Genomic DNA, 21,882 nt, shown 5'->3' on the forward strand with positions numbered 1-21,882 from the left:
ACCCCTAACCCCTCCCCACAAGGGGGAGGGGATTGCGATCCTATTTTGATCGAACAGGCTCTGGAGCATCGCTCGGCCCCCTCATGCATCCCGGGCGCGCCTCCCTTCCATGGTGGCGCTAGCCAAAGGGGCATTCATCCCGCCATCATGCACGCCGATCGCGCATGGGCCGGGAGGGGACGACGTGCCGGAATTCTTCGGGGTGCCGCTCGACGTGCGCTTTGTCGCCGTGTGCCTGGCGGCGTTCATCGGCGGTTTCATGCGCGGCTTTGTCGGCTTCGGCGCCGCGCTGGTCACCATTCCCGTGCTCAGTCTCGCCTATGAGCCCCGCCTCGCCGTCGCCGCCATGAGCGTCGTCGGCATTCCGACGCTGCTGCAGCTCCTGCCGGATGCCATCCGCACGTCCGAGCGCCCGATCGTGACGCCGATCTCGCTCGCCATCCTGCTCAGCACGCCGCTCGGCACCTGGATCCTGGTGAGCGTAAGCCCCGCGCTCATGAAGGTGGTGATCTCGGCGCTCGTCGTCCTCATGGTGGCGATGCTCATGCGGGGCTGGAAGCTCGAGCAACAGGTCGGACGCCCCATCCTCGTCGGCGCCGGCGTGGCCGGCGGCCTCATTCAAGGCGCCGCCGGCATCGGCGGGCCACCCGTCGTCGCCGTCATCCTCTCACGACCCGGCACGCCGACCCAGCAGCGCGGCAACGTGCTCGCGCTCATGACGGCGGTCTCGCTCTCCTCGCTGCTGCCGCTTCTGTACTTCGGCCTGTTCACGCAGAAGGCGATCGTCATCGGGCTGCTGCTGCTGCCCGTCTACGGCGGCTCCATCCTGCTCGGGAGCCACTACTTCGCCTATGGCGGCGCACGCCACTTCCGTCACGCCGCCATGGCCACGCTGGCGCTCATCGGCATTGCGACGCTGCTCGCGTCGCTCCGCGACTACCTCGCGTCCTGATCAGGCCGCCTGCGCGGTGCCACCCCCGCGCATGCGCTGGTAAGCGTAGATCGGCACGCCGATGCCGAGACCGAGCAGATCCGAGAACGAGCCCGGGTGCAGCATGCAAAGTGCGGCGACAGCCATGGCGAGCCTCAGCGGCATGGCGAGCCGCCCGCCGAACCACCCTTCGGATGCGCCCGCCAGGAACCACACGCCGATGGCCGCCGTGACGACGGCCTGTGCGATAGCCGGCCATTCTCCCTGCATGAGCAGGACGGGCGAGTAGTAGAACATGAAAGGCACGAGGAACGTGGCGAGGCCAAACTTCACCGCGATCCACGACGTCTTCCATGGATCTGCCTGCGCCATGCCGGCGGCAGCAAAGGACGCGAGCGCAACGGGCGGTGTGATCGCCGAGATCACCGCGAAGTAGAAGACGAACATGTGGGCGACCAGCGGCTGCACGCCCATGCGCGAAAGGCCGGGCGCAATGACCGCAGCGGCGATCGCGTACGCAGCCGTCGTCGGCATGCCCATGCCGAGGACGAGTGCAACCATGGCCGCGAAGACCATGGCAAGGAGTTGATTGGCCCCGGCGACCGTCAGAATGAGCTCGGAGAAACGGCCGCCAACACCGGTCAGCGCGACAACACCGACGATGATGCCGGCACAGGCACACACCGCGACGAGCTGGATGCTGTCACGTGCCGCCTTCTCGAGCGCCTCGAGCGAACGCCGCCAGCCGAACAGCAGTGCCGGCACGGCGACGAGAGCAATCGAAGCGGCAAGCGAAACGGACTGCGGCAGCGCCGGCAGGACGTGCAGCATGAGCGCCGCCATTCCAAAGCCGAGACCGGCCAACACGACGAAGCGCACGACGCCGCTGAACAGCATTGCCGCAAACGTATCAGCGCCGTCCGTGCTGACGCTGCCGTCGGCTTTGAAGTCCTTGAACCAGAGGGCGATCGCACCGCAGATGAGGGCCGCGACGATACCGAGTGAGCCGGCGCGGAAGGGCGAGTAGCCGTCGAGCAGCACCCAGACGAGCACGAAGATCGGCGCGAGCAGGTAGATACGCGGCAGGATCGCCTTGATCGGCGGCAGCTCGGAGAAGGGAAGGCCGCGCACGCCGAGACGGATCGCGTGGAGGTCCACGTGGATCCAGCAAGCGATGTAGAAGAGAAGGCAGGGGATGATCGCCGCGACCGCGATGGTCGTATAGGGAATGCCGGTGATCTCGGCCATGAGGAACGCACCGGCGCCGAGCACCGGCGGCGTGATCTGTCCACCTGTCGATGACGTTGCCTCGATGGCGGCAGCCGTCGGCCGGTCATAGCCGACCTTGCGCATCATGGGGATCGTCACCATGCCCGAGGCAACGACGTTGGCGACAGCCGAGCCCGAGATGGCGCCGAACGCGACGCCGGACGCCACGCACGCCTTGGCGGGTCCGCCGCGCGCCCAGCCGAACAGCGCATTGCTCGCGTCGTTGATGTAGTCGCCGGCCTTCGAGACCTGCAGGAAAGCGGCAAACGTCACGAACAGAATGATGTAGGTCGAGGAGACCTGCGTGGTGACGCCGAAGATGCCGTACTCGCTGTAGATGTACGTGAAGAAGCGATCGATGGCGAAGCCGTTGTGGCGCAGCACGCCTGGCATCCAGGGGCCGACGAAGCAGTAGATGATGAAGACGCCGGCGATGATCGGCAGCGCAAGGCCGGTCATGCGGCGTGAGATTTCGAGGACGAGGAGCGTTCCGACAACGCCCGTGATCACATCACCGGGCGTGAACTGCGCACCGGCACGGAACAGAAGGCCGTCGAGCTCCCACCAGATGTAGAAGGCGCAGGCGGCAGAAGCGGCGGCGAGGATCCAGTCGTACCAGGGAATGCCGTCAGCGCCGGCGCGCAGGAACGGCGCCGAGATGAGGAAGCCGATCGCCAGACCCCAACCAACGTGGACGGCGCGAAAGAGCAGCGGCTCGAGGGAATAGACGTTGAGCACGAAGAGATGGAAAAGCGTGAAAGTGATGCAGAGAGCAGCGACGAACTGCGCCTCCCAGCTTCGCAGAACACGCCGGGTGCCGATGAACTCCTCATCCGCAACGGGAGCTTTCACCTCGAGGTCTGTATCTTTCAGATTCGTACTCACGGCGCCCTGCCCCTTGGCTGAATTTCGTTACCGCTTGTGCTGATAGCCGAACGGGCCGCGGCAAAGCCGCGACCCGTTCGATACTCCTGCCGAAGACCTCAGCCCTTGGGCGGAAGCAGCTTCTCCGGAAGCTTGATGCCCTTCTCCTGGAAGTACTTCACAGCACCCGGATGGAAGGGGAGGAACGTGTTGCGGTCCCAGTTCTCCGTCAGCGTCTCTTTGGCAGCAGCGTGCCCTTTGACCATGTCGGGATTGCTCTCGAGCACGGCCTTGACGACGGCATAGACGAGGCTGTCGGGGACGTCCTTGTGCGCAATCGCGAAGTTGTAGACGCCGACCGTCTTGTGGTCCTCGGCCTGCTGCTTGTAGGTGCCCTTCGGGATCACCGAGTCCGAAAGCTCGGGCATCGCCTTCTTCAGCTTCGCGAGCTCGTCCGCCGTGAACGTGAAGAAGCGGACCTTGTTGGTGGTCTCGAGCTCGGAGTAGGCCGCGATCGGCACGCCCGCGCAGAACGGGAACACGTCGATCAGTCCGTCCTGCAGGTTGGCGGCCATGTCTGAGCCCTGGCCATTGCGGATCGTCGCCTTGACGCCGAGCGTGTCGAACATCATCGGGAAGTAGGTGCCGCACGTGCCAGCGCGCGGGCCGACGCCGGCGCGCTTGCCGGCGATGTCGGCGACCGCCTTGATCGGCGACTTCTCGAGCGTGATGAAGTGGAAGGGCGTGTCGTACATCGGGAAGATCGCCCGAATGTTGTTGTACTTCTGCCCCTTGGTCCAGGCGCCCTCACCCGTCCAGGCCTGCAGCGCGACGCCCATGGTCGTCATGCCGAAGTCGATCTGGCGGCTGTCGGTGAGAATGATGTTCTGGTTCGGCCCCTGGGTCTGCTGGGTGCTGATCTTCGTGCCGATCTTGCCGTTGACCAGCGATGCCCAGACCTGGCCGTAGACGAAGTAGGTGCCGCCCACCGATGCCGTCCCGAGCGTCAGGGCCTGAGGCCAGCTCGGATCCGGGGTCTGCGCGCCGGCCGTAGCGGAAAGCCCGAAAAGGGCCAGCGGAAGCGCCAAAAGTTTCGTCAGTTTATTCCGCATATCTCTAGTTTTCCTCTGGACGTTGAACTTGGCTGATCCCTTCGACCGCGGATTTTTCTCCGCGCCCGCATGCTTGTTGGAGCTTTTCCTGCCGCCGGAGACCGGTCGGCTTGTGCTCGTTAGTTTCCTATTAGCGGCGCCGATCCCCGATGTCGCCCTGCTTTTGGTATTAAGCGTTATCAGCGCGGATCACTGCGCAGACGCCGTCCGTGACCGCATCGGTGGTCGCGCGCCCGCCGAGATCCGGCGTGTGCAGGTCCGGGTTTGCCGTCGCGCGCTCGATCGCGCGCATGAGACGCTGCGCGGCCGGCTTCTCGCCGAGGTGCTCGAGCATCATCACCGCCGACCAGAATGTGCCGATCGGATTGGCGATGCCCTTGCCCGTGATGTCGAAGGCCGAGCCGTGGATGGGCTCGAACATGGAGGGAAATCGCCGCTCGGGATTGATGTTCGCCGTCGGCGCGACGCCGATCGAGCCCGAGAGCGCCGATGCGAGATCGGACAGGATGTCGGCGTGCAGATTGGTCGCGACGATCGTGTCGAGCGAACCGGGCTTCAGCGTCATGCGCACGGTCATGGCATCGACGAGCATCTTGTCGGTCGTGACATCGGGGAAATCCTTCGCCACCTCGGCGGCGATCTCGTCCCACATGACCATTCCGTGACGCTGTGCGTTCGACTTGGTGACGATGGTGAGCAGCTTCCTCGGCCGCGACTGCGCGAGCTTGAAGGCGAAGCGCATGATGCGCTCGACGCCCGCGCGCGTGAACACCGCAACGTCGGTCGCCACTTCCTCGGGCAGGCCGCGGTGCGCCCGGCCGCCGACGCCGGCATACTCGCCTTCCGAGTTCTCGCGCACGATCACCCAGTCGAGGTCCTTGGCCGTCACCCCGGCGAGCGGGCTCGCAATACCCGGCAGAATGCGCGTCGGTCGGACATTGGCGTACTGGTCGAAGGGCTGGCAAATCGCGAGTCTCAGGCCCCAGAGCGTGATGTGATCCGGCACGTCGGGCGCCCCGACCGCACCGAAGAAGATGGCATCCGCATTGCGGATTTGTGACAGCCCGTCCTCGGGCATCATGCGCCCGGTCTTGCGGTAGTAGTCCGAGCCCCAATCATACGAACGCACATCAAGTTTGAAGCCGCCATCGCGGGCCGCGAGCGCATCCAGCACCTTGAGGCCGGCCGCAATGACCTCTTTACCGATGCCATCGCCGGGAATGGCCGCGATCGAATACGTCTTCATTCCGTCGCCTCCTGAAGCGGAAACTTGAACTGGGCATTTCCGGGTGACGGCGCAGCCAGAGACTGCATCGCGAAATGACACATCACCGGCCCCGTAGACCGGGGCACGACTGCTGCGGCGGAATCTTATTGGGGCTCACGTCCGCGACGGCGATGATTGGGCCCTAATGCCAGCGCCTCGCCGGTTAGTCAACCCGGGAAAGAACGAAATCGCCTGTCTTTCCTTGATCTTGGGTCTTGATGCTGGACCTTGGTCTCGGCGACGCGCCATACGGCAGATGGCCGAGCCCGGGCAGTGTCCGGTTCGGCAATGGAACAGGGGGCGACGGATACGGTTATTCCGAGCGTTCTGAATTCGTATAGTCGCAACGGGGTGGGCTGCGCGCGCCGAGATGTTGAGCGCGACGCAATATGTCGAGGGACCTTCTCATGTGGAGCCGAACGCTGCCGAGTTTCAATGTGCGGACGCCGATGGCCATTGCGCTGATGCTGACGGCCGCCTGCAGCGTCCTGGTGATCGCCGCCGGAAGCGCGGATGCGCAGCAGCGCGGACGCGGGCGCGCCGTCGGACCGCCGCCGGTCACACTCGTCGATATCCAGCTCGTGCCGATCAATGAGCGCGTCGCGGCCGTCGGCTCTGGCCGCGCACGCCGCCAGGTCACCATTGCGAGCCGGCACGCGGGCGTCGTCGAGAAAGTGCTGTTCGAAGGCGGCACCATGGTCGAAGCCAACCAGGCGCTCGTGCAGCTCCACGCCGAAACCGAAAAGATCGCCGTCGAGACGGCCGAAGCCCAGCGCTCGCAGGCGGCCGATGCCGTCGAGCGCCTGAAGCAGCTCTCCGAAGGCGTTGTCACGCGTGTTGCCCGCGCCGAGGCCGAGACGGCGCTCAAGGTTGCTGATGCCGCGCTGCGCCGTGCGCGCGAGGAGCTCGATCGCCTGACCATCCGCGCGCCGTTCGCCGGCATCATCGGCCTCACGACCCTGCAGATCGGCGACTACATCGGCGTCGGGACATCGATCGCCACGCTCGACGACCGCACGTCCCTGCTCGTGGAGTTCACGGTGCCCGAGTCCGTTGCGCCCCTGATCAAGAAGGGGCTCCCGCTCCGCGCCAGCCTCGTGACGCGCTCCGGCGAAGTTTATGACGGCTCGATCGAAGCCGTCGGCACGCGCATCGATCCCGACACGCGCACGCTCGCCGTTCGCGGCGAGGTCCCGAACCCGACACTCACGCTCATCCCCGGCTCGACGTTCTCGATCAGCGTCCGCCTCCCGGGCCAGGACGCGCCGCTCGTGCCCGGCCTCGCCGTGCAGTGGGATCGCCGCGGCGCTTTCGTGTGGCGGCTCACGCCCGCCAATGCCGTCGAACGCGTCGACATCGCGATCGTCTCGCGCAACGGCGACCGCGTCATGGTCGATGCGGCACTCAAAGCCGGCGACAAGGTGATCCACGAAGGCGGCGACCAACTCCGCCCCGGCCAGACTGTGAAACCGCAGGGCTCCTGAGCCACGCGAGCGAGCCCCCTCCTCTCCGTCCTCCTATTCGATGGAATGCCGCCATGACGTCGACAGCGCCCGATCCACGTCCGATGCCGCCCGATGACGGCGGCTGGGTCGGCACCTTCATCCGCCGGCCCGTGCTCACGGTCGTGCTGAACCTGCTCATCATCGTCGCCGGCTATGCCGCGCTGCAGGGCATCGAGATCCGCGAGCTGCCGGACGTGGATCGCCCCATCGTGACGGTGCGTGCCACCTACGATGGCGCAACCCCGCAAACCATGGATGCCCAGATCACCGCGATCATCGAGGCCGCGGTCTCGCGCGTCCAGGGCGTCAGCTCGATCTCGTCCACCTCGTCCTACGGCTCGAGTCGCGTGACGATCGAGTTCTCGAGCAGCACCAAGCTCGACTCGGCCGCCATGGACGTCCGCGATGCCGTCTCCGGCATCCGCCGCCAGCTTCCGTCCGACATGCGTGACGACCCAACCGTCGTCAAGGCGGATGCCGACGCGACGCCGATCATGCGCCTCGTGATCGCGGCGGAGAAGCTCTCCGAGAGCGAGCTGACCGATCTCGTCAAGAACGTCATCGAGGATCGTCTGGCGGCCGTGGAAGGCGTCGCCTCGGCCACCTCCTTCGGCCTTCGCGCGCGCACGATCGAAGTTCGCATCAATCAGGTCGCCCTCGCGGCGCGCGGCCTCGCGCTCTCCGACTTGATGACCGCGATCGGCAAGGCCTCCATAACCGGGCCCTCGGGCGCGCTCGACAACCCGACGCAGCAGCTACTCGTCAAGGCCGAGGCCCCGATCCAGACGCCCGAGGAAGTGGGCGCGCTCGAGATCAACGCCGCGACGCGCGTCTCCGATGTCGCCTTCGTCCGCTGGGGTTACCAGGATGCGACCGCCATCACGCGCCACGACGGCAAGACGGCCGTCGGCGTGGAGATCATCCGCCAGGCCCAGTCCAACACGATCGGCATATCCGAGGGCATACGCGCCGCGATCGCGGAGCTGAAGCGCAGCCTGCCGCCGGGCGTGGACATCTCCATCGTCTCCGACGATGCGGTCTTCATCGATGAAGCCGTGCGCGAGGTCGTGGTCAGCCTGATCATCGCCAGCGTGATCGTGATCATCGTGATCCTGATCTTCCTGGCCTCGATCCACGCCACGATCGCACCGACCGTCGCAATCCCGATCTCCCTCATCGGCACGCTGGCGGCCATCTGGATGGCCGGCTTCTCGCTCAACATCATCACGCTGCTGGCGCTGGTCGTGGCGACCGGCCTCGTGGTCGACGACGCCATCATCGTCATCGAGAACATTGCGCGTCACCGTGCCATGGGTGCCGGTCCGCGCGCGGCCGCCGTCATCGGTACGCGCGAGATCGTTTTCGCCGTGCTGGCCACCACCGTGACCCTCGCGGCCGTGTTCATTCCCGTATCGTTCATGCCGGGCATTGTCGGCAGCCTGTTCTCCGAGTTCGGGTTCGTGATGGCGTTCTCGGTGACGGTCTCGTCGTTCGTCGCGCTGACGCTCTGCCCGATGCTCGCGGCCAAGATCGGCACCGGATACCACGCCGAGTCGACGACCCCCAGCCGCTTGAACCGCATTGCCACGGTCTTCGGCCGCTTCTATGCGAACATACTCGAATGGTGCCTGAAGCTGCGCTGGATCGTGGTCGCCGGCTGCCTCGCGTTCGGCGCCGCGGCCTACGCTGCCTTCCTCCTCGTGCCGAGCGAGATCACGCCGACGGAGGACCGCAGCGTGATCAACATTAACATCACCGCGCAGCAGGGCAGCAACCTCGACTATGTCGCGCGCAAGATCGCGCCGGTCGAGGAAGCCCTCGACGAGCTCAAGAAGAAGGGTGAGGTCACCGGCGTCCTAACGACCATCGGGCGGGGCGGCGCGAACCGCGCCGCGATCGTGGCTCCGCTGGCGCCCTGGCGCGAGCGCAAGCGCAGTCAGCAGGAAATCCAGGCCGAGCTGCAGACGAAATTCGCCAACATCGCCGGCCTCTCGATCTCCATGCGCTCGCCGAACAGCCTCGGCATCCGCGGCGGCGGACAGGGCCTGAGGTTCGCCGTGACCGGCACCGACTACGATAAGATCGCCGATGCCGCGACGGCACTCGCACAGCGGCTCTCGCAGATGCCGGGCTTCCGCACGGCGCGCACCGACTTCGAGACCACGCAGCCGCAGCTCTCCGTCCGCATTGACCGCGAGGCGGCGACCAAGCTCGGCGTGCCGATCGAAGCCATAACGAGCCTCATCAACACCATGGTCGACTATTCCAAGGCGGCCGACCTCTTCATCGGCGAGGAGATCGTCGAGATCCAGGTCAAGCCCGGCGGTCGGCCGATCGACGATCCGTCGGACCTCAACAACCTGTTCGTGAAGACCGGGAACGGCCGGTTCGTCGCCCTGTCGACGCTCGTGAAGATGGAAGAGGTCGCGATCGCGCCGACGCTCGCGCGCGAAAGCCGGCGCCGCGCCGTCCCGGTGAGCGCACAGCTCGCCGAGGGCACCTATCTCAGCGATGCCGTCCAGACCCTGCGCACGGTCGCGCCCGAAGTGCTCGGGCCGGACATGTCGATCACGCTGCTCGGCGAGGCCCGTACGCTATCCGAGACCTCGCGGAGCACGGCGTTCGTGTTCGCGACGGCGTTCCTGATCGTGTTCCTGGTGCTTGCCGCGCAGTTCGAGAGCGTGGTCAGCGCGCTCGTCATCATGGTGACGGTGCCGTTCGGACTGGCTGCTGCAATATTCGCGATCGTGCTGAGCGGCGGCTCGCTGAACGTCTACAGCCAGATCGGCCTCGTCCTGCTGGTCGGCGTCATGGCCAAGAACGGCATTCTCATGGTCGAGTTCGCCGATCAGAAGCGCGACGAGGGCTGGAGCGTCCCGGATGCCATCCGCACGGCCGCTGTCACGCGCCTGAGACCCGTGATGATGACGGCGCTCGCCGCGGTGGTCGGTGCCTTCCCGCTCGTCATCGCGACCGGCGCGGGTGCTGAGGCGCGTCTCGCACTCGGCTGGGTGATCATCGGCGGGCTCGGCTTCGCGACGATCTTCACGCTGTTCCTCGTGCCCGTCGCCTACCGCATCCTAGCGCCGCTCTCGAAGCCGAGGGCGCACGAGACACAGATCCTGATCGACGAGCTCAAGGCCGCGCCGAGGCAGCCCCAGACCACGACCTAGAGTCTGTTCGATCAAAATGGAATCGCAATCCCCCTCCCCCAGCGCCGAAGGCGCGCCTTCGGCGCGAGTGTGGGGAGGGGTTAGGGGTGGGGGGAATCCTGACCGCTGGCGTTCTGCGATCCCCCCTCCTAACCTCCCCCACAAGGGGGGAGGAATGAGTGCGGCGTATGGGACTGCCTACGCCTGCGTCCACATGAAATGAGCATGCACTAGGTCATGGACGTCGGGCCGCCGCGAAAGCGGCGGGCCGCCAACCAACCGGCCACGACCGCGAGCAGCAGCACGATCGTCTGCGCGATGAGGAAGGGCGGCTCGGACTGGGTCGGCGCGAGCGCGCTCAACGGGCCGATCTTCTGGAAGGCCTGCACGACGCCGACGAAGACATTGAAGTACAGCGCGAGGATGGCCGTCGTGACGTAGATCGGCCGCCAGATGCCTCTGAGGCCGAACACGTAGAGCGCCACCACGGCCGCTGCCAACACGACGAGCGAGATGCCGCCGACGATCTGAGCGGGCGTCACTGCCGCGGCAGGAAACATGAAGCCCGTGACGCTCGTGAGGATGGTCAGGAGCAGGAAGAGCCCCGCGATGAGCGGCGACTGGCGCCCGCGGACGAGGTCGGCAATCCATACGAGGCCGAGGGCGATCGCGGCGAGGCTGATGACGACGTGCAAGGTCGTGAAGGCGGAGATCGACATTCCGAGGATCATGGTCGTACTCCAGAAACCGGGGCCGGTCCGTACAGTCTGATCCTGTTCCAGGCCCCATGCCACTCAAATTCACAGGTCGTGCCTAAGGGCGGGCAACCCAGCCTTGAGCGCCACGCAACTTCACCCGGCGCCGATCCTGGGCTAGCGTGATGATCGAGAAATTCGCCACCTCTCGCGGCACGACATCGAGCGAATTTCTCGATCTGAATCACGCTAGCAAGACTATGATTCTAGTGTCCCTTTTGATTCAGAAGTTCGCTCGGTACGCCAGCATCGAGGTGAGGCGAACTTCGGAATCGGGACACTAGCGTCGCCTCGATCACAAAGACACGTTCAGGGAAGAAGCATATGCGCCCACTCGAGTTCGGATGGTTCCTGCCGACCCGCGGCGATACCGACGACTATGGCGATCCACTCAAGGTCGCGGCAGGCTCGGAGATGTTCGAGCGCGTGACCCGCGCTGCGGAAGACTGCAGCTTCGAGTACATGCTGATCCCGGTCGGGCATCAGTGCTGGGATGCCTGGATGACCGCGGCGCTGATGATGGGCCGCACGAAGTCCATCAAGATGCTGGTCGCGGCGAAGCCCGGCTACATCAACCCCGTGCTGCTCGCGAAGATGATCTCGACCTGCGATCAGCTCTCCGGCGGCCGCATTGCCATCAATCTCATTGCTGGTCAGAGCGAGGCGGAGATCGTCGCCGAGGGCATCAAGCTCGACAAGGATCAGCGCTACGAGGTCATGGACGAGGAGGTCGAGATCCTCAAGAAGCTCTGGACCTCGGACGGCAAGCCGGTCCACCACGAGGGCAAGCACTACACGCTAAAAGGCGCCGAATTGGCGGCTCCGATCTACCAGAAGCCCTATCCCAAGTTCTATCTCGGCGGCGGCTCCGGGCAGGCGGCGGAGATCTCGGCCAAGCACTCGGACGTTCATCTCTTCTGGGGTGACACGACGGAGCGGATCGCGAGCAACATGAAGGAGCTGCGCGTGCTCGCCGCCAATTTCGGGCGCGAGGATAAGCTCGGCTTCGGAATGCGCCTCCAGATCGTCTGCCGCGAGAAGGAGGCCGATGCCTGGGAAGCCGCGGAAGGCCTCATCAAGAACATCACCGAGGAACGCGAGCGCTACATCCGCGAGCACTATGCGCAGTCCGTTGCCAATCAGCGCGTGCAGGAGCTGCGCAAGACCATGGGCGATCTGATCGCGCCGAACCTGTGGTCAGGTCTCACGCGCGCGCGCCCCGGTGCCGGCATCTGCATTGTCGGCAACCCCGAACAGTGCGCCAACGTGCTCCAGCAGTACATCGACATCGGCTGCCACTCGTTCTGCCTCTCGGGCTATCTGCACGATGCCGAGGCGTGGCGCTTCAAGAAGATGGTCCGCCCAATTCTCGCAGAGCGGAACAAGGGGCGCATGGTGGCCTGAGGCCGGGGGAGAGATAGAGGCTCTCCAGCGTCCGCTCGGCACGGCCCGAGAGCGTCGCCTGAGCGGACGTGCCGGCTTCGAGCAGCAGGCGCGTCAGCCCGAGCGCTTCGGGCAGCGGCGCGCCATAGGACTTGGCGCCCGTCATGCCGTCATAGGACAGCATGAAGCGGACGCCCCGTGCGAGCAGGGCCTCGATGCCTTCGATGAGATCGGCCTGCTGTAGCTGCCGGACATAGCGCCGATCGCGCCCGACCGTCGTGCCGAGATAAGGCGGATCGAGATACACGAAGTCGCGCCGGCCCGCATCGGCAGTCGTTGCCAGCCAGTCGCCGCTGCGCACCTCGGTGCGACCGCGCATGAGTTGCGACGCCGCCGCAATGGCCGCCATCATGCGCTCAGGCCGCATGCCGAGGCGGCGCCGGTCCACGGACTGCGTGAACTGCCCCGCTGCATTGAAGCGCACGGCGTTCTTCACGCAGCGGCAGATCAGGTAGAGCAGGTCGACCGGATCGCCATGCGCGTTGTAGCGCGCGCGTACGGCATTGAAGTAGTCGCGATCGCTGGGCTTCTGCCCACGCCAGATCTCGCCATAGCGCTCTGCCGTCGCAACCGGCGCGTCGATGATCAATCGCCAGAGCCCGGCGATCGGCGCGAGCACGTCGGCGATCACATAGCGGCGCGCCACCTGCGCCTCGAGCGCCCATAGCGTCATGGCAGCCGAGCCGGCAAAGGGCTCGAACCACACGTCTATATCGCGCGGCGCGTGGACGCCGATGCGCGGCGCAAGCGTACGCTTCGAGCCCTGGTAGGGAACAGGATGCGGCAGCCTTGCCTGCATGCCGTGCGGGACTATGGCGTCAGCCGAAGCTCGACGCGACGGTCGGCCTGATGGATCAGGTAGCGCGGCAGCCTCTTGCGATCGATGCCCTGGTAGGGCTCGCGCTTCCCGCGCGGCAGAAGCGACAGCTCACCCGAGTAGCCGGCCCCGCGCAGATAGCGCTGGATGGCTTCGAGGCGGCGGAGCGACAGACGCATGTTGTAGCCATCGGGCCCGCGCGCATCGGCGTGCCCCGAGAGCGTGATGCCGGTCGGCCGCTTGAGCCGCAGGTACTCGGCGAGCAGCGAAGCCGCGCGCGTGCCGTCCGGTGTCAGTGCCGCGGCGTTCGTCATGAAGGTTATGGGCACGGGGATCGGCGCCGGTGCCGCAGCCGGAGCTGCATCTTGGCGCGCGGTAGGCGCTGCCGACAGCGGCATTGCAGACGCGAACCTGGCTTCGGGTATCGAGGACGGCGCGGACGCTGGTGAAGGCGCCGCGGACGCCTGCGCAGGGCTCGGCGACGCTTGTGCCGACGCCGTCTGCGGCGTGGCTCCCATTGCGGCGCCAGGACCGCTCTCGGCCTTGGTGCTCGGGCTTGCGGACTGCTGCGCCGCCACTTCCTTGCGCGTGCGCTCGACCAGCGCTTCGAATTCGGCAAGCGCCCGCTTGTTGGCCGCCTCGTCGCTATTTGCTTGCGCCGGAGCCGGGGCCCGGCCCTTGACCTCCGGCCGCTCGATCGGCGGCGGGGCGACGCGCGGCGCAGGTCCGTTGTAGTCGATCTTCGCGGACTTCGCTGCCTGCGGGCCGGATGGCGACGCACGCGCAAGCGATGGCCCGGGCGCGGGAACGACCAGCTGGCGGGCCGCGCCGCGAACGGATGCGCCGCCATCCTTGGGCTGCGAGACGATCGAGAGCTCGACGGAACCGGCGGAAATGCCTTCGGTCACGATCGCCGACCACTGCCCCTCATCGGTTGCGGTAACCGTCGCAATCTCCCGGCCATTGGCGAGCAGCGTGACCTTGTGGTTCGGCGGCGCGCGCCCGGCGAGCACGGATGGGCCGCCCGCATCGATGCGTGCTACCTCGATGGCAAGAAGCGCCGACGTACCCGGCGGCAATGACGAAGGAGGCGTGAGTGCGGCGCTCCGCGTAACCGGCTTGCCGGCTTCGCCTGCCGGCGCGATGGCCGTGGCAGCGCCCTCGGTGCGGTCGCCGCTCACATAGTTCCAGATCGCATAACCCGAGGCCAAAGCCCCGCTCGATATGACTAAAATTATGAGGACGAGCAGAGACCGACGCATCGCTGCACTCCTGTCTGAAGAAAATCGTGCTTGCGTATATCTTTAGTCCGATCGCTGCGCTGCCGCAACCAGAGCGCAACTATAAGTTAAGCAAGTTAACCAGGACCTACCGCGGCACGAGCCGGCGTTCTCCGCCACGCCCGCCCGCGCTCACCTCACGGGCGACTTGCGCGGGGGGAGGCCTTCCCGCCGCGGCACGGTCCCGAGCGCGATGCCGCCGACGATCAGCAGCAGGGCCGCAATCGTGAACATGTCGAATGTCTCGCCGAGCGTGATCATCGAGGAAACCACGCCGAACACGGGTACAGCCAGCAGCCCGAGCGCCGTCGTGGTCGCCGGAAGCGAGCGGTTGACCGTATTGAGCGCCCAATAGGCGAGCGACGTGCTGATCGTGCCGCCGTAGAGCAGCAGCAGGATGAAGTGCGGCGTGACGCGGATGACCGGCCAGCCTTCGAAGATGAAGGCCGCCGCGCTCGTCAATACCGAGCCGAGGAGGAGCTGCCAGAAGAGCAGGTCGAAGGGCGAGGATACCCACTTGTGCAGGCGCGTGTAGACGATGCTGACCGCCCAGCACACGGCGGCGAGCAGAATGAGCGCATGGCCCGTCAGTACGCCGCTGTCGCTCCACTGAATGGCGAGCGGATTGACCAGCAGCGCGAGACCGAGCATCCCGCACACGATCGCAATGAGCCGCTGCCCGGTCAGCGCCTCGCCGGCAAAGAGCCACGCGAGGGGAAACACCCACAAGGGTGTCGTATAGGCGACGAGCACGGTCCGACCTGCGGAGACATAGACGAGGCCGAGGCTCGTCAGGCACGCGAAGAGCCCCATGTGCAGCACCGCGAGGCTCACGACCATTGGCAGGTCCTCGCGCGGGGGCAGGCGCAGCTTGCCGACCGCGAGACATATGATGCCAAGCACCGCGGTCGCGACCCACAAACGCGTCGCCACCGCCCATAACGGCGAGACATACGAGAGAACGGCCTTGTTCACCGGCCAGCTCATGCCCCACGAGAGAGCAATGACGAGGAGCAGGCCAAATGCCATGGCCGGCGAGAGCTTGGCGCTCGGTGCGGGTTCGCTGGCCATTCCGGGCACTTTCCAATTCCAATGCGAGGCGCCCTATGAGCGTCATCGCACCGCCGCCGTCAAGCCGGCACGGCCGGACGCATATCAGCAGAGCGCCAAATCGGCGGAGTGCCGGTTGCCCTCGCGCGAAATCGCGGCGTAGTCTCGCGGGAAAGCCGCGCACGCTCATGATGCGGCGCCAGACCGGAGGATGCCCATGCCCGAGAGCTCACCTGCGCGCGCCGCCCTTCCGCTCGCGCACATTCGCGTCCTCGATCTGACCGCCCATCGCGCCGGACCGACGGCCGTCCGCCAGCTCGCGGACTGGGGCGCCCACGTCATCAAGATCGAGCCGCCCGCGGATGGCGATGTCGATCCCATGGGCGGCAAGCGCCACGGCTTCGATTTCCAGAACCTCCATCGCAACAAGCACTCCATGACGCTCAATCTCAAGAGCGCCGAGGGCAAGGCGATCTTCATGGCGCTCGCGAAGGACGCCGACGTGATCGTCGAGAACTACCGCAGCGATGTGAAACTGCGCCTCGGCGTCGACTACGACAGCGTCGTCAAAATCAATCCACGCATCATCTACGGCTCGATCTCGGGTTTCGGCCAGTCGGGCCCCGACGCGACGCGCCCCGGCGTCGATCAGATCGCACAGGGCATGGGCGGCCTCATGTCGATCACCGGCCTTCCCGGGCAGGGCCCCGTGCGCGTCGGCATCCCGATCGCGGACCTGACGTCCGGCCTGCTGCTCGCGCAGGGCATCATGCTGGCGCTGTACGAGCGCGAGCGCTCGGGCAAAGGCCAGTGGGTGCACACCTCGCTCATCGAAGCGCAGATCTTCATGCTCGACTTCCAGGCCGCGCGCTGGCTCATGAAAGGCGAGGTACCGGGGCAGGCCGGCAACGACCATCCGACGAGCATCCCGACCGGCGTCTTCCCGACGAGCGACGGGCACATCAACATCGCCGCATCCGGCGACCACATGTTCAAGCGCTGCTGCGAAGCTCTCGGCGCGTCCGAGCTTCTCTCCGATCCCGACTACGCGACGAGCGCCAAGCGCTCCGCCAATCGCAAGGTGCTCAACGAGAAGTTCGCGGCGCGCACGCGCACGAACACCGCCGCGCACTGGATTGCCGCGCTCAACAAGGCTGGCGTGCCGAGCGGTCCGATCAACACGATCGACAAGACATTCGCCGAGCCGCAGGTCCAGCATCTCGGCATCGCGCGCAAGATGCACAGCGAAAAGATCGGCGACACGCGGGTCGTCGGCCAGCCCATCAACATGTCGCGCTTTCCGCAGCCCGAGGCGCTCGACGCGACGCCCGAGCTCGGCGAGCACACGGCGGACGTGCTCACAGGCCTCGGCTATGGCGAAGCAGAGATCAAGGCCCTGAAGGCCAAGGGCGTGATTTGATCCTGCCCGACACGGCTCCAATGAACCTCTATTCCCCTCCCCCAGCGCCGAAGGCGCGCCTTCGGCGCGGTCGCGCGGGACGCGCGCCTCTGGCGCGACGGGGAGGGGTTAGGGGTGGGGGGAACCCCTAACGCCAGCGTCCTGCAATCCCCCCCTCCTAACCTCCCCCACAAGGGGGGAGGGATCTGTTGAGCAAGCCCCGCGGCAGCCGGCTACTCGCCGAACGTCAGCGTGGTGTTGAAGGCCGCGCGCGCCGGCACGTGGAGAACTCCGGCGCGCGGCTCCGAAAATGGAATGCCGTTCTGCTTGAGGACGTCGGCCGCGCGCTTCACGGACGACGTGCGGAAGCCGAGCACAGCCATATAGGTCGAACGCCCGACCGCATCGGGCATTCCCTCGCCGAATTCGCGCCGCGCCGTCGCCTCCGTGACGATCTCCAGATCGGTCGCCGCCGCGACAACACGCTTGCCGCCCTCGATGTCGCGCACGGCCTCTACGCCGAACATGCATGCATAGAGCTGCGCCGCCGCGGCCGGATCAGGATGCACGAACACCGCGCGCGAGACGGCAACAACGCCGTTCGCATGCCGCCGCCACTCGTCACGCCACACGAGATCGCGCGTCAGGTGATGGCAATAGTAGATGCGCCCGTACGGCGTATCGGCGTCGGGTATCGAGACCGTGCGGAACGTCGCCTGATGCTCACCGTCCTCGAGCCTCACGGGTCGCGAGAACTCGCGCGGCGCCTTGGCATTGACGCCGGCCGCGCTCAACGCCGCATGGAGCGCTGCCGAATCCTCCATCCCGAACACGAAACCATTGAGGCCGTAGGGCGAGGCCTGCACATCGGGCCGCACATCCGGCGCGGCATCCTTCGGCACGGCGATCAACTCGAGATAGTCCGTCCCGAACATCGCGAGGTGGTTCATCGAGCCGAGCGTGTGATAGCCGCGCTCGGTCAGCGTGAAACCCAGCCGGCGGAAGGTCTCGGCGGCGCCGTCGATGTCCGTGCGGGCATTGATGACGACATGGTCGAGTGTCGGGACAGGGAGCGCCATTCGGAACCTCGCTTGCTTGTCAGTTCGCGCCGATGCTCATCCCTTAGCACGCCCGATCGGCCTGTCCCAGGCAATGGCGCGACCTCGCCATGCACGCGCGCGGCCTGTCCAGATCGCCGCACGTTGCTATAGTCGTGTCTCCCAACAACAAGCCGCCTGCGAGGAAACATGCCCAATGCCCCCGCCGACTCCATGACCGGCGCCGAATGGCTCGCGCGCACCATCCACGCCACAGGCACGACGCATGTCTTCTGGATCGACGCCGTCCTGCGCCGCACGCTCATCGAGCTCGGCGTGCTCGGCGTCACGCGCGTGCTCGCGCACACCGAGAAGTCCGCCGTCTACATGGCCGATGGCTATGCGCGTATTGCCGGCCGGCCTGGCATCTGCTTCGCGCAGTCGGTCGGCGCGGCGAACCTCGCAGCGGGCCTGCAGGACCCCTATCTCGGGCGCAGCCCCGTCATCGCGCTCACCGGACGCAAGGTTGCATCACTGCAGCACCGCAATGCTTATCAGGAGCTGCCGCACGCGCCGCTTTTTGCCGCCGTCACGAAGTTCGCCGCGGAAGTCGACTCCGCCGCCGACCTGCCGCGCCTCCTGCGGCAAGCGTGGCGCGCGGCCATGACCGGATCGCCGCGGCCCGTGCATCTGGACCTCAACGGCCGTATCGCCGAAGTCGTCGAGATGGGGCAGGTGAGCGAGCCTGTGAGCGCGGCGTCACCACTCGACATGCGGATGCCGCCACACCGGCCCGTACCACCTGCCGACGACATCGCGCGCGCGGCCAAGGCGATTCTCGCAGCCAAGCGCGTGGCGATCATTGTGGGTGCCGGGGCCACGGCCTCAGGCTGCGGCGCGGAGCTGCTGACGCTCGGTGAGCGGCTCGCGGCGCCGATCGGCGTCTCACTCGGCGCATACGGCCTCATCCCGACGCGCCATCCGCTCGCCATCGGCACCATCGGCGACTACGCGGCGCCACCCGCCAACCGCATCGTGCACGAAGCGGACCTCGTGCTGTACGTCGGCTGCCACACCGGCGACCAGGTCACGTACGCATGGCGCATTCCGCCGATCGACACGCCCATCGTGCAGATCGACGTCGACCCGATCGAGCTTGGCCGCTCGTACCCGAACACGCTCGGCCTCATGGGCGATCCCAAGGCGACGCTCGCGCTGCTCATCGAGGCCATCGGCAAGCCCGCGCGCGATCAGAGCTACGCGACGAGCGCTGTCCACAGCATGGCGGAATGGCGCGCGGAACGAGCGCCGCTCCTCGCCAGCAACGAGACACCCATCCGGCCGGATCGCCTCTGCGCCGAGATCAGCAAGGCGCTCCCCGCGGACGCCATCCTCGTCGCCGACACCGGCTATTCCGGCATCTGGACATCTACGCTCGTCGATCTCAATGGCGCCGGCCAGACCTATCTGCGCGCGGCAGGATCGCTCGGCTGGGCGTTTCCCGCCTCACTCGGCGCGAAGTGTGCGGCCCCTAACCGCAAGGTTGTCTGCTTCAGCGGCGATGGCGCGCTCTACTATCATCTCACCGAGCTCGAAACAGCCAAGCGGCGCGGCATTGCCGTGACGCTCATCGTCAACAACAACTCGGGCTTCGGTCAGGGCTGGCCCAATCTCGTGCGTCAACAGGGCAACAAGCCGGGCGATCCCGCCGAAATGCTGCGCTTCGGCCCGACGGACTTCGCGGCCATCGCGCGCGGCTTCGGCGTTCGCGCCATCCGCGTCGAGGATCCGAACAAGATCGCCGCGGCGCTCGAGGAGGCCATTGCGGCCGACGAGACCGTCGTCGTCGACGTCGTCACCGACATCGAGGCACGCGCCCCCACACCGTGGCTGCCCGAAGGCGCCGCCTGAGAACGAACATCACACAAACGGAGCATCACATGATCAGCTATGACCTCGCCGGCAAGACGGCGCTCGTGACCGGCGGCGCCTCCGGTATCGGCCTCTCGACGGCCGTCATGCTCGGCCGCAATGGCGCGACCGTCGCCGTGAACTTCCTCGCCGATGACCCGCGCGGCGCCGACACCGTCGCCAAGCTCAAGGCCGATGGCTTGAAGGTGATCGCAGCGCCCGGCAACGTCGGCGATGCCGCCGATTGCGCGCGCATGGTCGCGAAGGCGAGCGACGATCTCGGCCGGCTCGATCTGCTCGTGTCGAATGCCGGCACGCCCGGCACCAAGCGCAAGATCGAGCCGCGCGAGCTGGACCTCATCACGGAAGAGCTCTTCAATACACTCCTGCAGGTGAACCTGCTCGGCGTCTTCCGCTGTGCGAAGGCCGCCGCACCGGCGCTCAAGGCGGCCCGCGGCGCCATCGTCAACACGGCCTCGATCGCCGGTCTCGGCCGCGCCGGCAGCAGCATGGCCTACTCGGCGACGAAGGCCGGCGTCGTCAGCCTCACGCAGAACCTCGCCCGCGGCCTCGCGCCGGACGTGCGTGTCAATGCCGTGGCGCCCGGCGCAGTGGACTCGACCTGGATGGTCGAATGGACGGACCAGCAGCGCCACGCCTCGATCGAGAATGCACTCCTCAAGCGGCGCTGCACGACCGATGACATTGCCGAGGTCATTCTCTTCCTGGGCTTCGGCGCTGCCATGGTCACGGGTCAGACCATCGTGATCGACGGCGGCCTCACGCTGTAGGGTTCGCGAGCCATCCACGAAAGGCGCAGCCATGAAAATCTTCTGCACAGGCGCATCCGGCTACATCGGCGGCTCTGTCGCTGCGGCGCTCATGGCATCCGGTCATCACGTGCGCGGGCTCGTCCGCTCGGCAGAGAGCGCGGAGAAGGTTCGCGCTCTCGGCATCGAGCCGGTGATCGGGACGCTCGATGATGCCGCGATCCTCGCGCAGGAAGCAAAGGCCGCGGATGCTGTTATCAATGCCGGGAGCGCCGACCACCGCGGTGCGGCCATCGCCCTCCTCGATGCGCTCGCCGGCTCGGGCAAAGCCTTCATCCACACCAGCGGCTCGAGCATCGTCGGCACGCGCTCTGCCGGTCAACGCGTGGACGACGTCTTCGACGAGACTACCCCCTTCACGCCGTCGCCGGCGCGCGCCGCCCGCGTGGCCCTCGACAAGGAGATCCTCTCCTATGCGAGCAAAGGCGTGCGCACGGCCATCGTCTGTCCGAGCCTGATCTACGGCCAAGGTCTCGGCGCGAAGGCGGACAGCGTGCAGGTCCCCTGGCTCATTCGGACCGCCAGGAAGCACGGCGTCGCCAAGCACTACGGCCCTGGCGAGAACGTCTGGTCCAATATCCACATCGACGATCTGGTCGACCTGTACCTGCGCGTACTCGATGCCGCGCCGGCCGGCGCCTTCTACTTCGCGGAGAACGGCGAGAATTCCATGCGCGAAGCGTGCGCCGCGATCAGCCGGATGCTCGGCTTTGACGGAACCACGAAGGCCATGTCGCTCGAGGAAGCTGCGGCCGAATGGGGTGATGGCCCCGCACAGGACACCATGGGCTCGAACAGCCGCGTCCGGGCCGCCCGTGCGCGCAAGGAGCTCGGCTGGGCGCCTCACGCACGCTCGCTGCTCGATGAGATCGCACAGGGCAGCCCGCTGCGGTCATAAGGTCGCACCTCCTCTCGGGGAACCGGAAGGGCCCCTAAATGCTTTCCATGGTCAGGTCGCGTTGCGACGCTGAACGATGTAATTCGGGAGAGACTTATGGTTCACCAACACCAGGTTGAGGCCGCCCGGCGGCGCGTTGCCGCGATCGAGGGCTTCTACGTGCACCTGGCGGCGTATTTGGGCGTAATGCTGATCCTCACGGCGCTGAACGCAAGTGCCGGCGACGGCTGGTGGGTCCAGTGGGTTTGGTTCGGCTGGGGCATCGGCGTCGTCGCCCATGCGATCGCCGTTTACGCCTCGAAGCCTCAATTCCTCGTGAACTGGGAGCGGCGGAAGTTCCGCGAGATCGTGCGGCGCTAACT

17 protein-coding genes are annotated in these 21,882 nt (G+C 66.5%); 9 read left to right on the forward strand and 8 right to left on the reverse strand.

From position 1 onward, the window contains the following. Window positions 1-184 precede the first annotated feature (184 nt). Window positions 185-952: a sulfite exporter TauE/SafE family protein gene (locus CS1BSM3_RS02025; protein WP_072385316.1), complete on the forward strand. Its 768-nt coding sequence runs from the start codon at window positions 185-187 to the stop codon at window positions 950-952. Here the strand turns inward: CS1BSM3_RS02025 and CS1BSM3_RS02030 are convergent, their stop codons facing one another. The 3 genes from CS1BSM3_RS02030 to CS1BSM3_RS02040 form a co-directional block, all read right to left on the reverse strand. Then, window positions 953-3,085, reverse strand: a complete 2,133-nt coding sequence (locus CS1BSM3_RS02030; RefSeq protein ID WP_143149047.1) for a TRAP transporter permease — start codon at window positions 3,083-3,085, stop codon at window positions 953-955. A 98-nt stretch (window positions 3,086-3,183) separates the two neighbouring features. After that, the gene (locus tag CS1BSM3_RS02035) at window positions 3,184-4,176 is read right to left on the reverse strand and encodes a TAXI family TRAP transporter solute-binding subunit (protein ID WP_072385317.1); all 993 of its coding nucleotides are present in this window, start codon (window positions 4,174-4,176) and stop codon (window positions 3,184-3,186) included. A 169-nt stretch (window positions 4,177-4,345) separates the two neighbouring features. Further along, window positions 4,346-5,422: a tartrate dehydrogenase gene (locus CS1BSM3_RS02040; protein WP_072385318.1), complete on the reverse strand. Its 1,077-nt coding sequence runs from the start codon at window positions 5,420-5,422 to the stop codon at window positions 4,346-4,348. Between the two features lie 428 nt (window positions 5,423-5,850). Here CS1BSM3_RS02040 and CS1BSM3_RS02045 point away from each other — a divergent pair, with 428 nt between their 5' ends. Continuing rightward, the gene (locus CS1BSM3_RS02045) at window positions 5,851-6,927 is read left to right on the forward strand and encodes an efflux RND transporter periplasmic adaptor subunit (protein ID WP_072385319.1); all 1,077 of its coding nucleotides are present in this window, start codon (window positions 5,851-5,853) and stop codon (window positions 6,925-6,927) included. An 83-nt stretch (window positions 6,928-7,010) separates the two neighbouring features. Further along, complete coding sequence (locus tag CS1BSM3_RS02050; RefSeq protein ID WP_072385702.1) at window positions 7,011-10,121, forward strand: efflux RND transporter permease subunit; 3,111 nt, start codon at window positions 7,011-7,013, stop codon at window positions 10,119-10,121. A gap of 209 nt (window positions 10,122-10,330) precedes the next feature. Here the strand turns inward: CS1BSM3_RS02050 and CS1BSM3_RS02055 are convergent, their stop codons facing one another. Further along, on the reverse strand, window positions 10,331-10,831 hold the full coding sequence (locus CS1BSM3_RS02055; protein ID WP_072385320.1) for a hypothetical protein: 501 nt from the start codon (window positions 10,829-10,831) through the stop codon (window positions 10,331-10,333). 348 nt (window positions 10,832-11,179) lie between these two features. On the opposite strand from CS1BSM3_RS02055, the gene CS1BSM3_RS02060 reads away from it, so the two are divergent. Next, a complete protein-coding gene (locus CS1BSM3_RS02060) occupies window positions 11,180-12,259 on the forward strand; it encodes an LLM class flavin-dependent oxidoreductase (protein WP_072385321.1) in 1,080 nt (359 codons plus the stop codon). Here CS1BSM3_RS02060 and CS1BSM3_RS02065 read toward each other — a convergent pair. From CS1BSM3_RS02065 to CS1BSM3_RS02075, 3 genes are all read right to left on the reverse strand, one after another. Continuing rightward, a complete protein-coding gene (locus CS1BSM3_RS02065; RefSeq protein WP_072385322.1) occupies window positions 12,201-13,097 on the reverse strand; it encodes a DNA adenine methylase in 897 nt (298 codons plus the stop codon). The genes CS1BSM3_RS02060 and CS1BSM3_RS02065 overlap by 59 nt on opposite strands. Before the next feature lie 11 nt (window positions 13,098-13,108). After that, a complete protein-coding gene (locus CS1BSM3_RS02070) occupies window positions 13,109-14,377 on the reverse strand; it encodes an OmpA family protein (protein WP_083528159.1) in 1,269 nt (422 codons plus the stop codon). A gap of 150 nt (window positions 14,378-14,527) precedes the next feature. Further along, window positions 14,528-15,466, reverse strand: coding sequence for a DMT family transporter (locus CS1BSM3_RS02075; protein WP_072385324.1), 939 nt, complete (start codon window positions 15,464-15,466; stop codon window positions 14,528-14,530). Between the two features lie 190 nt (window positions 15,467-15,656). Between CS1BSM3_RS02075 and CS1BSM3_RS02085 the strand changes: the two genes are divergently transcribed. Next, window positions 15,657-16,865: a CaiB/BaiF CoA transferase family protein gene (locus CS1BSM3_RS02085; RefSeq protein WP_072385326.1), complete on the forward strand. Its 1,209-nt coding sequence runs from the start codon at window positions 15,657-15,659 to the stop codon at window positions 16,863-16,865. Window positions 16,866-17,077: 212 nt separating this feature from the next. On the opposite strand, the gene CS1BSM3_RS02090 is transcribed toward CS1BSM3_RS02085, so the two are convergent. Next, a complete protein-coding gene (locus CS1BSM3_RS02090; protein WP_072385327.1) occupies window positions 17,078-17,923 on the reverse strand; it encodes a VOC family protein in 846 nt (281 codons plus the stop codon). Window positions 17,924-18,091: 168 nt separating this feature from the next. Here CS1BSM3_RS02090 and CS1BSM3_RS02095 point away from each other — a divergent pair, with 168 nt between their 5' ends. The 4 genes from CS1BSM3_RS02095 (at window position 18,092) to CS1BSM3_RS02110 (ending at window position 21,880) form a co-directional block, all read left to right on the forward strand. Then, on the forward strand, window positions 18,092-19,792 hold the full coding sequence (locus CS1BSM3_RS02095) for a thiamine pyrophosphate-binding protein (protein WP_083528160.1): 1,701 nt from the start codon (window positions 18,092-18,094) through the stop codon (window positions 19,790-19,792). 29 nt (window positions 19,793-19,821) lie between these two features. Then, on the forward strand, window positions 19,822-20,583 hold the full coding sequence (locus CS1BSM3_RS02100; protein WP_072385328.1) for an SDR family NAD(P)-dependent oxidoreductase: 762 nt from the start codon (window positions 19,822-19,824) through the stop codon (window positions 20,581-20,583). Window positions 20,584-20,614: 31 nt separating this feature from the next. Continuing rightward, window positions 20,615-21,520 (forward strand): NAD-dependent epimerase/dehydratase family protein, encoded by a 906-nt coding sequence (locus CS1BSM3_RS02105; protein ID WP_072385329.1) that lies wholly within the window; start codon window positions 20,615-20,617, stop codon window positions 21,518-21,520. Window positions 21,521-21,616: 96 nt separating this feature from the next. After that, a complete protein-coding gene (locus CS1BSM3_RS02110; protein WP_072385330.1) occupies window positions 21,617-21,880 on the forward strand; it encodes a 2TM domain-containing protein in 264 nt (87 codons plus the stop codon). Window positions 21,881-21,882 lie beyond the last annotated feature (2 nt).

Source organism: Hyphomicrobium sp. CS1BSMeth3 (assembly GCF_900117415.1).
In the GTDB taxonomy this organism is placed as follows: domain Bacteria; phylum Pseudomonadota; class Alphaproteobacteria; order Rhizobiales; family Hyphomicrobiaceae.

Excerpts from the sequence above, each read along its gene's own strand:
- CS1BSM3_RS02035 (WP_072385317.1), bottom strand. The coding sequence starts at position 4,176 with ATGCGGAATAAACTGACGAAACTTTTGGCGCTTCCGCTGGCCCTTTTC.
- CS1BSM3_RS02040 (WP_072385318.1), bottom strand. The coding sequence starts at position 5,422 with ATGAAGACGTATTCGATCGCGGCCATTCCCGGCGATGGCATCGGTAAA.
- CS1BSM3_RS02045 (WP_072385319.1), top strand. The coding sequence starts at position 5,851 with ATGTGGAGCCGAACGCTGCCGAGTTTCAATGTGCGGACGCCGATGGCC.
- CS1BSM3_RS02050 (WP_072385702.1), top strand. The coding sequence starts at position 7,011 with ATGCCGCCCGATGACGGCGGCTGGGTCGGCACCTTCATCCGCCGGCCC.
- CS1BSM3_RS02055 (WP_072385320.1), bottom strand. The coding sequence starts at position 10,831 with ATGATCCTCGGAATGTCGATCTCCGCCTTCACGACCTTGCACGTCGTC.
- CS1BSM3_RS02060 (WP_072385321.1), top strand. The coding sequence starts at position 11,180 with ATGCGCCCACTCGAGTTCGGATGGTTCCTGCCGACCCGCGGCGATACC.
- CS1BSM3_RS02065 (WP_072385322.1), bottom strand. The coding sequence starts at position 13,097 with ATGCAGGCAAGGCTGCCGCATCCTGTTCCCTACCAGGGCTCGAAGCGT.
- CS1BSM3_RS02070 (WP_083528159.1), bottom strand. The coding sequence starts at position 14,377 with ATGCGTCGGTCTCTGCTCGTCCTCATAATTTTAGTCATATCGAGCGGG.
- CS1BSM3_RS02075 (WP_072385324.1), bottom strand. The coding sequence starts at position 15,466 with ATGGCCAGCGAACCCGCACCGAGCGCCAAGCTCTCGCCGGCCATGGCA.
- CS1BSM3_RS02085 (WP_072385326.1), top strand. The coding sequence starts at position 15,657 with ATGCCCATGCCCGAGAGCTCACCTGCGCGCGCCGCCCTTCCGCTCGCG.
- CS1BSM3_RS02090 (WP_072385327.1), bottom strand. The coding sequence starts at position 17,923 with ATGGCGCTCCCTGTCCCGACACTCGACCATGTCGTCATCAATGCCCGC.
- CS1BSM3_RS02095 (WP_083528160.1), top strand. The coding sequence starts at position 18,092 with ATGCCCAATGCCCCCGCCGACTCCATGACCGGCGCCGAATGGCTCGCG.
- CS1BSM3_RS02100 (WP_072385328.1), top strand. The coding sequence starts at position 19,822 with ATGATCAGCTATGACCTCGCCGGCAAGACGGCGCTCGTGACCGGCGGC.
- CS1BSM3_RS02105 (WP_072385329.1), top strand. The coding sequence starts at position 20,615 with ATGAAAATCTTCTGCACAGGCGCATCCGGCTACATCGGCGGCTCTGTC.
- CS1BSM3_RS02110 (WP_072385330.1), top strand. The coding sequence starts at position 21,617 with ATGGTTCACCAACACCAGGTTGAGGCCGCCCGGCGGCGCGTTGCCGCG.